Here is a 14,027-nt window from a genome sequence, read left to right as displayed (position 1 = left end):
CGCGGGACGGCTGGTGCTCGACGGGCGCCGGGTGTCCCTTGTGGACGGTCTGCCGGAGCTGCTGACCGCCACCGGCCCGGCCGCGGAGTTCTGGGCGACGGCGGCGAAAGCGGCACTGCGGCTGGTCGCCGCCGGCCGGCTGCTGCCGGGGGTCACCGACGCCGGGCACGACGCCTGGCGCGTCGGCCCCCTGGAGCCGGGGGAAGCGGCGTGGCTGCGGGACCTGGCGGCGGCGATGCCGGTGGACGAACGCGCACCGGGCCCGCTGCTGCGGGCGTTCCTCGACGCCGTCGCCGACACCCTGCCCCGCACACCGGCCGCCGCGAAGGCGGCCGGGACGCGGTTGTTCGCCGCGGTGGCCCCGCAGCGGGCGGAGCCGCTGCGGGACTGGGCCGACGAGCTGGCGGCCGGGCTCGACTCGGGGATCCGGGTGTCGCTGCGCGTCGAGGCGCCGGACGGGTTCGACACCGGCCGCTTCCACGCCGTGGTGCAGGTGCACAGCCTGGCCGAGCCGGGCGAGGTCGCCGACGCGGCACAGCTGTGGGAGACCGGCCGGTTCGGGCCGCGGGCGCGCATCGACGTCGTGCTGGCGCTGCGGCGGGGCGCGCAGGTGTGGCCGGCGTTGAGCCCGTTGCTCACCTCGGCCGTGCCCGACGAGCTGGCGCTGGCCGGGGACGAGGTGACCGAGCTGGTCGCGACCGCGGCCCCGCGGCTGGCGGCGGCCGGCATCGACGTGCACTGGCCGGCGGAGCTGACGGCGTCGCTGACCGCGCGGGCGGTGGTGCACGCCGGGGACGCGCCGGGCGACCTGCCGTCGTTCTTCGGCGGCGGCCGGGCCCTGGCCTTCGACTGGCAGCTCGCGCTGGGTGGGCAGGTGCTGACGGAGGCGGAGCTGGACGCGCTCGCCGAGGCCCGCCGCCCGGTCGTGCGGCTGCGCGACCGCTGGGTGCTGGTCGATCCCGCGTTGGCGGCGAAGGCGCGGGACCGGTCGCTCAAGCCGTTGACGCCGGTCGACGCGCTGGGTGCGGTGCTGACCGGGACCACCGAGGTCGACGGCGAACACGTCGACGTCGTCACCGAGGGCTGGCTGGCGCGGCTGCGGGAGCGGCTGTCGGCGCCGCCGGAGCCCCAGGCGCCCCCGGCCGGGCTGGCGGCGACGCTGCGGGACTACCAGCTGCGCGGGCTGCAGTGGCTGGCCACGGTCACGGGCCTGGGGCTCGGTGGGTGCCTGGCCGACGACATGGGGCTGGGCAAGACGGTCACGCTGATCGCGCTGCACCTGCACCGGGCGTCGGGGGCGACGCTGGTGGTGTGCCCGGCGTCGCTGCTGGGCAACTGGGAACGCGAGATCCGCCGGTTCGCCCCGGGGGTGCCGGTGCGGCGCTTCCACGGCACCGCCCGCTCGCTCGAGGACGTCGAGGGGTTCGTGCTGACCACCTACGGCACGCTGCGGGCCGATCCAGCGCCGCTGGCCGGGATCCGGTGGGGGCTGCTGGTGGCCGACGAGGCCCAGCACGTGAAGAACCACCGGTCGGGGACGGCGAAGGCGCTGCGGCTGGTGCCCGCGGCCGCGCGGGTGGCGTTGACCGGCACGCCGGTGGAGAACACGCTCTCGGAGCTGTGGGCGATCCTCGACTGGTCCGCGCCGGGCCTGCTGGGGTCGTTGCCGGAGTTCCGGGCGCGCTGGGCGAAACCGATCGAGGCCGGGGACGCGGTCGCAGCCGACCGGCTGGCGCGGTTGCTGCGGCCGTTCCTGTTGCGGCGCCGCAAGTCCGATCCGGGGATCGCGCCGGAGCTGCCGGCCAAGACCGAGACCGACCATCCGGTGGCGCTGAGCCCGGAGCAGGTGGCGCTGTACGAGGCCGTGGTGCGGGAGATGATGGCCGACATCGCCGCGAGCGACGGGATGGCCCGGCGCGGCCGGATCGTCAAGCTGCTGACCGCGCTCAAGCAGATCTGCAACCACCCCGCGCAGTACCTCAAGGAGCCCGGTGGCCGGTCGGGCAAGCTCGACCTGCTCGACGAGCTGCTCGACACGATCCTCGCCGAGGGCGGCGCGGTGCTGGTGTTCACCCAGTACGTCGCCATGGCCCGGCTGCTCGAGCAGCACCTCACCGCGCGTGGGATCGGGACGCAGCTGCTGCACGGCGGCACCCCGGTCTTCCGCCGGGAACAGCTCGTCCAGCGCTTCCAGGACGGTGAGGTGCCGGTGTTCCTGCTGTCGCTCAAGGCGGCCGGGACGGGACTGAACCTGACGCGCGCCGACCACGTCGTGCACTTCGACCGCTGGTGGAACCCGGCGGTCGAGGACCAGGCGACCGACCGGGCCTACCGGATCGGGCAGACGCGGCCGGTGCAGGTGCACCGGCTGGTGGCCGAGGGCACGGTGGAGGACCGGATCGCGGCGATGCTGCGGGAGAAGCGGGCGCTGGCCGAGGCGGTGCTGGCCGGCGGTGAGGCGGCGTTGACGGAACTGACCGACACCGAGCTCGCGGAGCTCGTCGAGCTGAGGAGCCGCGGATGAGCGAGGAGGCGGTACGGGGTTTCCCCGCGTTCGGCGCGGGCGGGCGCCTGGCCCGGACGTGGTGGGGGCGGGCGTGGGTGCGCGCGATGGAGGACACCGCGCTGGACCTGCGGCAGCTCAAGGCCGGGCGCAAGTACGCCGCGGCCGGGCTGGTCGAGCCGATCACGGTGAGCCCGGGCCGGATCGCGGCGGCGGTCGACGACGCCGACGGTGGCCCGTTCCGGACCGAGCTGCGGCTGGCGGTGCTCTCGGATGCGGACTGGACGCGGTTCCTGGACCGGGTGGCTTCGCGGGCCGGGCACCTGGCCGCGCTGCTGGACCGGGACATGCCCCACGACCTGGTGACGGCGGCCGACGATGCCGGCGTTCACCTGCTGCCGGGGATCGGGGACCTGGATCCCGAGTGCGACTGCCCGGGCTGGGAACTGCCGTGCCGGCACGCGGCGGCGTTGTCGTTCCAGGCGTCGTGGCTGCTGGACGCGGACCCGTTCGTGCTGCTGCTGATGCGTGGCAGGGGCGAACGGGAGATCCGGGAGGAGCTGGAGAGCCGCACGGCGCCGCGGGAGGAGCCGGCGGTCGGGGACCGGACGCCGGGTGTGCTGCCGGACCTGGCGGAGTTCACCCCGTCCGGTGCGCCGTCGATCCCGGCCGCGCCGGGTGTGCCCGCGGAGGTGTTCGCGCTGCTGACGGCTCATGCCGCGGCGCAGGCCCGCGCGGTGCTGGCGGGGGAGCCGTGGCCGGGGCGGCGGGCCGACGCCGTCCGGCTGGCCGCGGAGTTCCCTTCGGTGGCCGCGCGGCTGGGCGGGGGGCCGGAGTTCGAGCGGGCGGTGGCGGCCTGGACGCACGGCGGGCGGGCCGGCCTGGAGGTCCTGGATTCGGCGTGGACTCCGCCGAAGGCGGCACTGGCGGCGGCGCGGGCCGCGCTCGCCGACGAGGAGCCGGTGTTCGAGCGCAACCGGTGCACGGCCGGGGAGGTGCAGCTGCGGCTGGACCGCGCGGGCCGCTGGCACCCGTACCGCCGCGAGGGCGGTGAGTGGTGGCCGTCGGGTCCGCCGGAGTCCGATCCGGGACTGCTGATCGGCTGAGGGTTCTTCACGGGGCCGGTTCGCGTCCGGCCAGGGATTTTCGTCGGATTCCGCGGTATCCAGCGTGATCCTCGTTGTCTCCTCTCCGCGACGGCGGCCTTTTCCGCCGGGGCCCACTGGGGGTGCGGGCGCGCGGGGCCGGTCTTCCCGCGCGCCCGCCCGGTTTCCGGCGGTCTACGCGGCGGCGCGATCGGCGAGCGGCCGGCGGCGCAGGCCCGGCTGCCGCAGTGCCGGGGGCTGGTAGGTCTGGTCGAGGACGCCGATGTCGGTGCCGGGCGGGACGATCTCGTCGATGCGGTCGAGGAGGTCGTCGGAGAGGGTGACGTCCACGCCGGCCAGCAGGTCGTCGAGGTGAGCGAGTGTGCGGGCGCCCAGGAGCGCGCTCGTCACGCCGGGGTGGGTGATGGTGAACGCCATCGCCAGGTGGGTCAGGGGCAGGCCGGCTTCCGCGGCGAGGGCGGCGAACTTCCCGGCGGTGCTCACCCGGGTTTCGTCCTCGAAGTGGCGGACCAGGCCGGCGCGGCGCAGCTCGCCGGGTGGCCGGCCGGTGAGCAGTCCCTGGCCGAGCGGGCCCCAGACCAGGGTGCCCATGCCGAAGTGCTGGGTGGTGGGCAGGACTTCGCGCTCGATGCCGCGGTTGAGCAGGGAGTAGACCGGCTGCTCGGTGTGGAATCCGGTCAGGCCGCGCCGGGCGGCGGCCCACTGGGTCTCGACGATGCCGCCGGCGGAGGTTCCGGACGCGCCGATCGCGCGGACCTTCCCGCTGCGCAGCAGGTCGCTCAGCGCGGAGAGCGTTTCTTCGATGTCGGTGCCGGGGTCGGGGCGGTGCAGCTGGTAGAGGTCGATGTGGTCGGTCCGCAGGCGCCGCAGGGAGTTCTCGACGGCGGTGACGATCCAGCGCCGGGACGCGCCCTGGTGGTTGGGGTCCTGGCCGGTCGGGCGGCCGAACTTCGTGGCGAGCACGACGTCGTCGCGGCGGCCTTCCAGTGCCTTGCCCACGACCTCCTCGGAGTCGCCGTAGGCGTCGGCGGTGTCGACGAAGTTGATGCCGGCGTCGAGCGCTTTGTGCAGGACGCGGGCGGAGTCGCCCGGGTCGGCGTTGCCGATCGACGTGGCGAACATCAGGGTGCCCAGCGCGTAGGGACTGACCTGGATGCCGGTCCGGCCCAGGGTGCGGTACTGCATGGAGACTCCTCGGGAGTACGCTCGAATGAAAGCGGAAAGCTTTTCCGCAACTATACGGAAAGCCTTTCCGCTTAGCTACCCGCGAGGAGGACCGTGACCGAGAGCAGTACGCCGCGGCGTCGCCGGGCCGACGCGCAACGCAACGTCGATGCGCTGCTCGAAGCGGCGAAACGCGTGTTCGCCACCTCAGGGGTGGACGCGCCGGCGAAGGAGATCACCGACCTGGCCGGACTCGGCGTCGGCACGCTCTACCGGCACTTCCCGCAGCGCGCCGACCTGGTCGCGGCCGTGCTGCAGCGCGAGATCGACGTCCTGGCCGACGCGGGCCCGGCGATCAGCGCCGGGCACCCGCCCGGCGCGGCGCTGCGGGAGTGGCTGCGGCGCTACACCGAGCTGGTCGGCACCAAACGCGGGCTGGCCACGGCACTGCACTCGGGCGACCCGGCGTTCGACGCCCTGCCGGGCTACTTCATGGAGCGGATGGAACCGGCGCTGGCCGCCCTGCTCGACGCGGCCGCCACGGCGGGGGAGGTCCGCGCCGACGTCAGCGCGAAGGACCTCCTGCACGCCGTGGCCCTGCTCTGCCAGCCCGTGCGCGGCGAGGACCTGGAGTACAACCAGCGCATGGTCGCGATCCTCGCCGACGGGCTCAGCCCACGGGCGTGACGGCGTAGTCCTCGACCCGCATCGAGTCGTGCATCCGCACGCCGCCGGTGTTGAGCTTCGCCAGCGCCGTCGTGACCCGGCTCGGCAGTGCCGACACCAGCTGGCCGCCACGCGCCAACGCCCAGACTCCCGCCCGGGAACCGGGGATCAGGCTGCGGGCCGCGCCGACGGCGAACGCGCGGCTCTTGCGGACCAGCTCGCCCATTTCCCGTTCGTAGGCGGGGAAGGCGCGCTCGTGGTCCCCGCCCGCGGCGGCCAGCTCGCCGGCCAGGACGTACGCGCCGAGCACGGCGAGGCTGGTGCTGCCGCCGACCGCGGGGCCGGGGCAGTACCCGGCGTCCCCGACGAGCGTGACCCGCCCGCGCGACCAGCTCTCGAGCCGCAGCTGGGTGATCGAGTCGAAGTAGAACGGGCCGGGGCCGTCCAGGCCGGCGAGCCAGCCGTCGACCCGCGGGTGCATCCCGGCGTAGGCCTCGCGCAACAGCTGCTTCTGCCGCTCGACGTCGCGGTGGTGGTAGTCCAGCTGCTCGTCGCGGCGGAAGAGGAACACCGCCCGGGTCTCGTCGAGGTGGCGGGCGCGGTAGATGCCGGCGGTGCGGCCGGGGCCGAGGTGCATGACGGTCTCGCCGTCGCCGAGACCGGAGGTGCCGGGCAGGGACAGCACGGCCAGGTAGGCGCCGATGAACTCGGTCAGCCCGGCCTCCTCGCCGAAGATCAGCCGCCGGACGTTCGAGTGCAGCCCGTCGGCGCCGACGACGAGGTCGAACTTGCGCGGCGCGGCGTGCTCGAACGTGACCTCGCCGTCGGGGGAGAGGGCGGTGATCGAGTCGCCGAAGAGGTACTCGACGTCGTCGCGGCCGGCGTCGTAGTAGATCTCGCTGAGGTCGTCGCGCATGATCTCGACGTGCCGGTCGGAGGTGGCGCGGTAGATCTTCGACAGGTCCACGCGCACCGGGCGGCGCCCGCCTTCGCGGTGCAGCGTCATCCGGGTCGTGCCGGTGGCGTGGGCCTCCACGCGCTGCAGCAGGCCCATCCGTTCGGTGATGTCCATGGCGGGCCGGAACAGGTCGACGGCGTGGCCGCCGGTCTTGCGCAGCACCGGGGCGCGCTCGACGACGGTGACGTCGAAGCCGTGCCGGGTCAGCCAATAGGCGAGCACCGGGCCGGCGATGCTGGCGCCCGAGACGAGGATCCGCATGAGTACCTCCCTGACTTAACGGTAGGTAAGTTGTACCACAGCTCCTTACCTATCGTTAAGTCGGTTATGCTGGGCGCGTGCCGAAACCCTCCGACACCAAACAGCGCATCCTCGACGTCGCCCGCGAGCTGTTCACGAGCCAGGGCGTGCAGCGCACGAGCCTGCAGGACATCGCCGACCGGCTGGGCATCACCAAACCCGCGCTCTACTACCACTTCCCCTCGCGCGAGGACCTGGTGCGCAGCATCGTCACCCCGATGCTCGAAGACGGCGAAAGGTTCCTCCTCGACCAAGAGGCCCGCGGCGACGCCCAGGTGAGGGAACTGATCGAAGGGTTCTTCGACTTCAACTACCGCCACCGCGCGGACGTGATCATGCTGCTGGCCGAGATGCCGACACTGGCCGACCTCGGCCTCATCGACAAGGCCCTGGGCTGGCGCACCCGGCTCACCGCGCTGATCTGCGGCCCGTCGCCGACCCTCGAGCAGCAGGCCCGCGCCATCCTCGCCCTCGGCGGCCTGCAGGACGTCTGCATGCAGTTCCCCGACGCCCCCGTCGAGGACCTGAAAGCCGCCGCGGTCGCCGGCGCGTTGGACGCCCTCGGCCGCTAACGCACCGCCGCGCGCTCGATGATCGCGGCCGTGTCCACCCCGGCCGGCAGCGTGCCGAACGCGATGCCCCAGTCGCCACCGAACCGCGTCGCGCAGAACGCGTCCGCGACCGCCGGGTGACCGTGGCGCACCAGCAACGACCCCTGCAGCACCAGCGCCATCGCCTCGACGACCCGCCGCGCCCGGTACTCGATGCCGTCGAGGTCGGTCAGCTCCTTGCGGACCCGGTCCACGGCGTCGTCCAGCCGCGCGTCCCCGCCGGCCGCCTGCTCGACCTCGGCGAAGAACGCCGCGACCGACTCCGGCTGCTTACCCATGGCGCGCAACGCATCCAGCGCCGCGACGTTGCCCGAGCCCTCCCAGATCGACGACAGCGGCGCCTCGCGGTAGAGCCGCGGCATGCCCGACTCCTCGACGTACCCGTTGCCGCCGAAGCACTCCAGCGCCTCGGCCGCGTGCATCGGCGCCCGCTTGCACACCCAGTACTTCGACACCGCCAGCCCCAGCCGCCGGAACGCCTGCTCCTGCGCGTCGTCACGCCGGTCGCCCGCCGCGGCCAGCCGCATCGCCACCGTCGTCGCCGCCTCGGACTCGACCACGAGGTCCGCGAGCACGTTCGCCATCAGCGGCTGGTCGACCAGCGCCTTGCCGAACGCGTGCCGGTGCGTCGCGTGGTGCACCGCGCGCACCGCACCCAGCCGCATCCCCGACGCGCTGCCCAGCGTGCAGTCCAGCCGCGTGTTGTTGACCATCTCGATGATCGTGCGGACCCCGCGGCCCTCCTCGCCGACCAGCCAGCCCACGGCGTTGTCGTACTCGATCTCCGACGACGCGTTCGACCGGTTGCCCAGCTTGTCCTTCAGCCGCTGCAGCCGGATCGGGTTGCGCGAGCCGTCGGGCAGGACCCGGGGGAGCAGGAAGCACGAGAGCCCGCCGGGCGCCTGGGCCAGCGTCAGGAACATGTCCGACATCGGCGCCGAGGTGAACCACTTGTGCCCGACGAGGGTGTAGCTGCCGTCGGCGCTCGGGGTCGCGGTGGTCGTGTTGGCCCGCACGTCCGAGCCGCCCTGCTTCTCCGTCATCGACATGCCCGCGATCAGGCCGCGCTTGGTGCTCGGCTCGCGCAGCCCGAAGTCGTACTCCGTCGCCGCCAGCAGCGGCTCGTACCGCGCGGCCAGCTCCGGGTTCGCCCGCAGCGCGGGGATCGCCGCGTATGTCATCGAAATCGGGCAGCTGTGCCCGGCCTCGACTTGGCCCCACACGTAGAACTTCGCCGCCCGCGCCGCGTGCGCGCCCGCGCGCGAGTCCTGCCACGGTGTGCCGTGCAGCCCGTGCGACACCGCGACGGTCATCAGGTCGTGCCAGTGCGGGTGGAACTCGACCTCGTCGATGCGGTGGCCGTAGCGGTCGTGGGTACGCAGCACCGGCTCGTTCTCGTTGACCAGCCGGCCCCACTCCTGGGCCTGCTCGCTCCCGGCGAGCCGGCCCAGCTCGTGCAGCTCCTCCGACGCCCAGCCGGCCCCGGCGCGCTCCAGCCCGGTCAGCAGCGCGGGGTCGTCGGCGACGTCGTGGCCGGCCAACGGCGGAACCTGGTTGGTGACTTCATGCGTGGCGGGCATCGGAACCTCCTAAAGCGCGGACGACGAACGTGCGGAGCTCGGCGACGTCACCGGCGTTACCGCTGGTCAACGGGCCGATCAGAACCTCGGCGGCCGCACCGACCAGCGCGGCGGCGGTGAGCCGGCCGTCCTGCGGCGGCAGCGCGCCTTCCTTGACGCCCGCCGCGACGTGCTCGGCGACGACCTCGGTGAACGCCCGCCGGAACTCCAGCCGTTCGGCATCGATCAGCGGATCGACCGGCTCGGCGAGCAGGGCGTAGGCCTGCCTCGGGGCTTTCAGGGCGCGCTGGGCGAAGGTCTCGAACACCGCCAGGACCCGCTCGGCGGGCTCGCCGGGCTGGGCGGACACGGCCCGGACGGCCTCGACCTCCCGGGTCACGACCTGCCGGAACACGTGCACGACCAGGTCGGCCTTGGTGGGGAAGTGCCGGTAGACGCTCCCGACGGCAACCCCGGCGCGCTCGGCCACCGCGGCGACGGAGCAGCCACCGTAGCCGTGCTCGGCCAGCTGTTCGGTCGCGGCGGCGACGATCGTCGCGCGCTGGGCGTCCAGGCGTTCCTGCACCTTCGGGGTGCGGCGGTAGGGCACGTCAAGAAGTGAAGCACTGATTCATTGCTTCAGTCAACGCTCCAGCAGCCGCTTCGCACCCCGGATCTCCGCCTCGACGTCGGCCGGCAGCTTCCGCCGCAGAAGCGGTTCGACCAGCGGACGCAGGGGAGCGGCGAACCCGAACGCGATCCGCCGCGTCACCCGGATCCCGCCGCCGGCCGGCACGCACGTGAAGCCGGCGTCGAACGTCGAGAGCCTCCTGGCCAGCCGGTTTTCCGCCCGGTCGGGGAGCTGGACGTCGACGCGCTCGCCGGGCGTCAGCGTCATCCGCGACACGATCTTCGGGCCCGGCCCCAGCCCCGGCAGCACCGACCGGAACCGGAACTCGGTGACGTCACCCTCACGGCGCACCCAGCCGATCCGCCCCAGTTTGCGGTCGACCTCCGCGTACCGCCGCGGGTCCATGACCAGCGCGAGAAAGGCGTCCGGCGAGCACGACACGAACTCTTCCACGGTCACTTCCACCATAGAAAGAGAGTATTCTCTCACTATGGCGCGAACAACTCCCGGCGTCACCCGCCGCCGCATCCTCGACGAAGCCGTCCACCTCTTCGCCACCCGTGGCTACGACGCGACCTCCGTCGCGGACATCCAGACCGCGTGCGGCCTCAACCCCGGCTCCGGCGCGCTCTACAAGCACTTCCCGTCCAAAGCCGCGGTCCTGGAAGCGGCCGTGCACGACAACCTCACGCGGCTGACCGCCCGCACCGCCGAAACCGCCGACGCCCAGCTCCCCGACGACCCCCGCGAAGCCCTGCGCGTACTGGCGGACGTCGTCTGGGCGTTCATGGCCGCCGACCGCGACCTCATCCGCCTGATGATCCGCGAGTTCACCGGCTTCCCGGAGCTGTTCGAGCGGATGTGGCAGGGCGTCCTCGCCACGGTGTACCGCCGGGGAACCGACTGGATCACGACCCTGCGCGACTCCGGCAGAGCGACGGTCACCGACCCCGAAGCGACCGCCGCGGTGCTCGTCGCCTCTCTGACGTACTACCCGATCCTCGACGTCCTCATCGGCCACACCCCGGGAGACCTGCCACCGGAACGGTTCCTCGAGGCGTGGCTCGACTCGTCGATCGCCACACTCAAACCGACCTGAGGAACTCCCGCACCGCTCGCGGCGAGCGCAGTTCCACGACGTCCACATCGGACGCCGCCAGCACTCGCCGCACGCCCGGCAGGTGCCGCCACCGGTAGGTCAGCACCCACCACCAGAAGTCCCACCGCTCCCGGCCCCGCCGCAGCGCCCGCCACCCGCACCGCACCGGCGACAAGTTCAGCAGCACCACCGTGTCCGCCGCCGCCAAGCGCACCTCGAGCACGTCGTACGGCCCGAGGTCGCCGTCCAGGATCCACTTCGGACCCGCGACCAGCTCCCGCTGCCGCGCCACCCACTCCGGCCGCGACAGCCCCACCGGGCCCGGCCGCCAGAACACCGTGTCCAGCTCCACCACCGGCAACCCCGTCCGCGCCCCCAGCCGCCGCGCGAACACCGACTTCCCCGAACCGCCGCAGCCCAGCACCAGCACCCGCTCCACGCCGGCCATTCTCGCTACTTCCCGGTGATCACACCCACCGCGATCCCAACCACGCTCACCAGCAGCGTCCGCCCCCTCGTGACGGCACCCGGGATCACCCGCTCAGGTGGCCCGTTTCACCAGCGCCACCAGGTACCGGCAGGGGAGCGGACCCGGGTTCACGAACACGCAGTCCGCCGCCGGCCCCAGCTGCAGGCAGTCCCCGGCGTCCAGCTCGTGCACGACCGTGTCCTCGTAGAACCGCAGGTGCCCCGCCAGCACCCAGATCTGCTGGTGCAGGAACGCATACGTCCCCGCCGCCAACGGCACCTCCGCCCCCGGCGGCAGCTCGACCTCCACCAGCTCCAACGGGCGCCCGCCCGCGGGGGAGACCGCCCGCCGCCGGTACCCCGTGTCCGGGTCCACCCACACCGGCTGCTCCGCCGCGCGCACCAGCCGCCGCTCGTCACCCTCCGCGCGCGCGATCAGCTCCGACAACGTCATGCCCAGCGCAGCCGACAGCTTCGCCAGCAACGCGGCCGTCGGCTGCACGTCACCCCGCTCGATCTTGCCGATCATCGCGCGCGAAACACCGGACTGCTCCGCCAGCGCCGCCGCCGACAGACCTCGGGACGCGCGGGCCGCGTGCACGGTGGCCGCCAGGCGGGCGGTCAGGGGATCGGTCATAAACCTGGATACTATACGAACCAATCTGGCTACCATATGAGCCATGATTCGAGACGCCCTCCCGGCCGACGCCGCCGCCTGCGCCGCCATCTACGCGCCCTACGTCACCGACACCGTCATCTCCTTCGAAACCGAACCACCCTCCGCCGCCGACATGGCCCACCGCATCGCCCACGCGCACGCCTGGTTCGTCCTCGACGACGACGGCCACATCGCCGGCTTCGCCTACGCCCACCCCTTCGCCGAACGCGCCGCCTACCAGTGGTCCTGCGAAACCAGCATCTACCTCGAACCCGGCCGCCGCCGCACCGGCGCCGGCCGCGCCCTCTACGAAAAACTCTTCGAACGCCTGCGGGACAAGGGCTTCTGCCGCGCCTTCGCCGGCATGACCCTGCCCAACGACGCCAGCGCCGGCCTGCACCGCGCGCTCGGCTTCGAGCCCGCCGGCGTCTACCGCCGCGTCGGCTGGAAACACGGCGCCTGGCACGACGTCGCCTGGGTCCAGAAGGACCTTCAAGCAACCGATGGTTGCGCGTCGCCGCCGGTCCGGCTACCGTAACGAGCAACCAAACGTTGCACGAGGAGCCGACATGGACCACGGAACACTCGAACGCGAAATCCACATCGACGCCACCCCCGACGTCGTCTTCGACGTCGTCAGCAACCCCGAACACGTCCGCGAATGGTGGACCGACGAAGCCGAATACCCCGTCGAACCCGGGGGAGACGGCCGCATCGGCTTCGGCGGCACCTGGGTCCGCTTCACCGTCGTCGACGCCGTCCCGCCCAAGCTCTTCTCCTTCCGCTGGACCCACGCCGAAGGGGAGACCGCCGCACCCGGCAACTCGTTCCTCGTCGTCTTCGAACTCGAACCCACCGCGACCGGCACCCGCCTGCGGATGACCGAAACCGGCTTCCGCGAACGCGGCTGGGACGAAGCCAAGATCGCCGCCGAATACGCCGACCACGTCAGCGGCTGGGACCACTTCCTGCCCCGCATCCCCGCCTGCGCCGCCAAGGCGGGAGCCGCCCGGTGAGCACCGCCGTGGACGACGACCTCTGGTCCGCCATCGGTGACCCCACCCGCCGCCGCATGCTCGACTTGCTGCTCACCGAGGGTGGGGGAACGGCGACCAGCCTCAGCGAACACCTCCCGGTCACCCGCCAGGCCGTCGCCAAGCACCTCGCGGTCCTCGACCGCGCCGGCCTCGTCCACGCCCGGCCCGAAGGCCGCGAAAAGCAGTTCCGCGTCGACGAGACCCAGCTCGCCCGCGCCGCCGCCCAGCTCGCCGACGTCGGCAAAACCTGGGACGCCCGGCTCCAGCGCATCAAGCGCATCGCCGAAACCATCGAACGGAAGAAGAAGTAGAAAATGGACATCCTGCACCGCATCGGCATCCAGAAGACCTCACCGGAGAAGGTCTACGAAGCGCTCACCACCCTCGACGGACTCTCCGGCTGGTGGACCGAGAAAACCGTGGGGGACACCGACCTCGGCGGCGTCCTCGCGTTCCGGTTCATCCCCGGCGGGTTCGACATGAAGGTCGTCGAGCTCGACCCGGGCAAGCTCGTCCGCTGGGAAGTCGTCGACGGCCCGCCGGAGTGGATCGGCACGACGATCCGCTGGGACGTCGAGCAGCGCGGCGACCACACGATCGTCCTGTTCAAGCACGAAGGCTGGCGCGAGGCCGGCGAGTTCATGCACCACTGCAGCACGAAGTGGGCCATCTACCTGATGAGCCTCAAGCAGCTGCTGGAGACCGGGGAGGGCGCCCCGGCACCGCGGGACGTCATGATCAGCGACTGGCACTGACTTTACTTGACATAATGTACATTATCGGCACTTGGGCACACGCTGGGCCGGCGAGCCGGGAGGGGTGCCGAAGCCGGCTCGCCGGGAGGCGAGTTCGGTTCGCCAGGACGACTTCTCCTGAGGTTTCCGGGTGAACCTTCCGTCGCCTCGGCCGCCCGGCTGTCTCCGATGACACCTCCAAAGGCCGCCGGAGCATCCCCTGGAGCCGCGGAGCCGATGCGCCACCACCCGACCTCAATACGTCACGGTGACGAAACTCTGGGGTTGATCCGGTGTTCATGAGGCAGATTGGTGAACACTGGATCGGCGACTTCCGGCCTCCCGACGCCGCAGTCTCGCTGGAGCGACCCAGATCCTCGAACATACGTGCGCATCCCCGCTGTGCGCATGAAGGGGCGGTTCAAGGGCGAAATCGGACCCTGAGAGAGTCCGGGATCCCCCGAGGAGCCGATCCGGGCTAAACCGACATTTCATGCATAATGGCAATTATGCATGAAACTGGGAGAGTGACC

At 72.4% G+C, this 14,027-nt stretch carries 16 protein-coding genes; 9 read left to right on the top strand and 7 right to left on the bottom strand.

Annotation, left to right across the window (positions count from 1 at the left end; translation table 11 throughout):
• Positions 1-13: 13 nt before the first annotated feature.
• Positions 14-2,524 (top strand): DEAD/DEAH box helicase, encoded by a 2,511-nt coding sequence (locus tag AB0J40_RS23215; protein WP_364456362.1) that lies wholly within the window; start codon positions 14-16, stop codon positions 2,522-2,524.
• Positions 2,521-3,609 (top strand): SWIM zinc finger family protein, encoded by a 1,089-nt coding sequence (locus AB0J40_RS23210; protein WP_364456360.1) that lies wholly within the window; start codon positions 2,521-2,523, stop codon positions 3,607-3,609. The genes AB0J40_RS23215 and AB0J40_RS23210 overlap by 4 nt, the downstream gene beginning before the upstream one ends.
• A 174-nt stretch (positions 3,610-3,783) precedes the next feature.
• Here AB0J40_RS23210 and AB0J40_RS23205 read toward each other — a convergent pair whose 3' ends face one another.
• A complete protein-coding gene (locus AB0J40_RS23205; RefSeq protein ID WP_364456358.1) occupies positions 3,784-4,794 on the bottom strand; it encodes an aldo/keto reductase in 1,011 nt (336 codons plus the stop codon).
• Between the two features lie 93 nt (positions 4,795-4,887).
• Between AB0J40_RS23205 and AB0J40_RS23200 the strand changes: the two genes are divergently transcribed.
• Complete coding sequence (locus AB0J40_RS23200; RefSeq protein WP_364456357.1) at positions 4,888-5,460, top strand: helix-turn-helix domain-containing protein; 573 nt, start codon at positions 4,888-4,890, stop codon at positions 5,458-5,460.
• Here AB0J40_RS23200 and AB0J40_RS23195 read toward each other — a convergent pair.
• On the bottom strand, positions 5,444-6,658 hold the full coding sequence (locus AB0J40_RS23195; RefSeq protein ID WP_364456355.1) for an FAD-dependent monooxygenase: 1,215 nt from the start codon (positions 6,656-6,658) through the stop codon (positions 5,444-5,446). The genes AB0J40_RS23200 and AB0J40_RS23195 overlap by 17 nt on opposite strands.
• Before the next feature lie 77 nt (positions 6,659-6,735).
• Between AB0J40_RS23195 and AB0J40_RS23190 the strand changes: the two genes are divergently transcribed.
• A complete protein-coding gene (locus AB0J40_RS23190) occupies positions 6,736-7,269 on the top strand; it encodes a helix-turn-helix domain-containing protein (protein WP_364456353.1) in 534 nt (177 codons plus the stop codon).
• Here the strand turns inward: AB0J40_RS23190 and AB0J40_RS23185 are convergent.
• From AB0J40_RS23185 to AB0J40_RS23175, 3 genes are read right to left on the bottom strand one after another with little or no spacing between them, the layout of a single operon-like run.
• Positions 7,266-8,888: an isovaleryl-CoA dehydrogenase gene (locus AB0J40_RS23185; protein WP_364456351.1), complete on the bottom strand. Its 1,623-nt coding sequence runs from the start codon at positions 8,886-8,888 to the stop codon at positions 7,266-7,268. The two genes, AB0J40_RS23190 and AB0J40_RS23185, sit on opposite strands and share 4 nt — an antisense overlap.
• On the bottom strand, positions 8,872-9,477 hold the full coding sequence (locus AB0J40_RS23180; protein WP_364456349.1) for a TetR/AcrR family transcriptional regulator: 606 nt from the start codon (positions 9,475-9,477) through the stop codon (positions 8,872-8,874). Before AB0J40_RS23180 ends, AB0J40_RS23185 begins: the two co-directional genes overlap by 17 nt.
• Before the next feature lie 33 nt (positions 9,478-9,510).
• Positions 9,511-9,966 carry an SRPBCC family protein gene (locus tag AB0J40_RS23175; RefSeq protein WP_364456348.1) on the bottom strand — a complete coding sequence of 152 codons (456 nt, stop codon included), beginning with the start codon at positions 9,964-9,966 and terminating at the stop codon, positions 9,511-9,513.
• A 22-nt stretch (positions 9,967-9,988) separates the two neighbouring features.
• On the opposite strand from AB0J40_RS23175, the gene AB0J40_RS23170 reads away from it, so the two are divergent.
• Positions 9,989-10,597 carry a TetR/AcrR family transcriptional regulator gene (locus AB0J40_RS23170; protein ID WP_364456346.1) on the top strand — a complete coding sequence of 203 codons (609 nt, stop codon included), beginning with the start codon at positions 9,989-9,991 and terminating at the stop codon, positions 10,595-10,597.
• Here AB0J40_RS23170 and AB0J40_RS23165 read toward each other — a convergent pair.
• Positions 10,584-11,045, bottom strand: coding sequence for a DNA topology modulation protein FlaR (locus AB0J40_RS23165; protein WP_364456344.1), 462 nt, complete (start codon positions 11,043-11,045; stop codon positions 10,584-10,586). The genes AB0J40_RS23170 and AB0J40_RS23165 overlap by 14 nt on opposite strands.
• Before the next feature lie 93 nt (positions 11,046-11,138).
• The gene (locus tag AB0J40_RS23160; RefSeq protein ID WP_364456342.1) at positions 11,139-11,702 is read right to left on the bottom strand and encodes a helix-turn-helix domain-containing protein; all 564 of its coding nucleotides are present in this window, start codon (positions 11,700-11,702) and stop codon (positions 11,139-11,141) included.
• A gap of 43 nt (positions 11,703-11,745) precedes the next feature.
• On the opposite strand from AB0J40_RS23160, the gene AB0J40_RS23155 reads away from it, so the two are divergent.
• Genes AB0J40_RS23155 through AB0J40_RS23140 form a run of 4 tightly spaced genes read left to right on the top strand, consistent with a single transcriptional unit; the run spans position 11,746 to position 13,515 of the window.
• Positions 11,746-12,261: an N-acetyltransferase family protein gene (locus AB0J40_RS23155; protein ID WP_364456340.1), complete on the top strand. Its 516-nt coding sequence runs from the start codon at positions 11,746-11,748 to the stop codon at positions 12,259-12,261.
• Between the two features lie 31 nt (positions 12,262-12,292).
• The gene (locus AB0J40_RS23150; protein WP_364456338.1) at positions 12,293-12,739 is read left to right on the top strand and encodes an SRPBCC domain-containing protein; all 447 of its coding nucleotides are present in this window, start codon (positions 12,293-12,295) and stop codon (positions 12,737-12,739) included.
• Positions 12,736-13,071: a metalloregulator ArsR/SmtB family transcription factor gene (locus AB0J40_RS23145; protein ID WP_364456336.1), complete on the top strand. Its 336-nt coding sequence runs from the start codon at positions 12,736-12,738 to the stop codon at positions 13,069-13,071. Before AB0J40_RS23150 ends, AB0J40_RS23145 begins: the two co-directional genes overlap by 4 nt.
• A gap of 3 nt (positions 13,072-13,074) precedes the next feature.
• Positions 13,075-13,515 carry an SRPBCC domain-containing protein gene (locus tag AB0J40_RS23140; protein ID WP_364456334.1) on the top strand — a complete coding sequence of 147 codons (441 nt, stop codon included), beginning with the start codon at positions 13,075-13,077 and terminating at the stop codon, positions 13,513-13,515.
• Positions 13,516-14,027: the final 512 nt, after the last annotated feature.

Source organism: Amycolatopsis sp. NPDC049691 (assembly GCF_040675005.1).
Taxonomy (GTDB): Bacteria; Actinomycetota; Actinomycetes; order Mycobacteriales; family Pseudonocardiaceae; genus Amycolatopsis.
The sequence above is the reverse complement of the archived record's forward strand: the minus strand, read 5'-3'. Positions and strand labels throughout refer to the sequence as shown.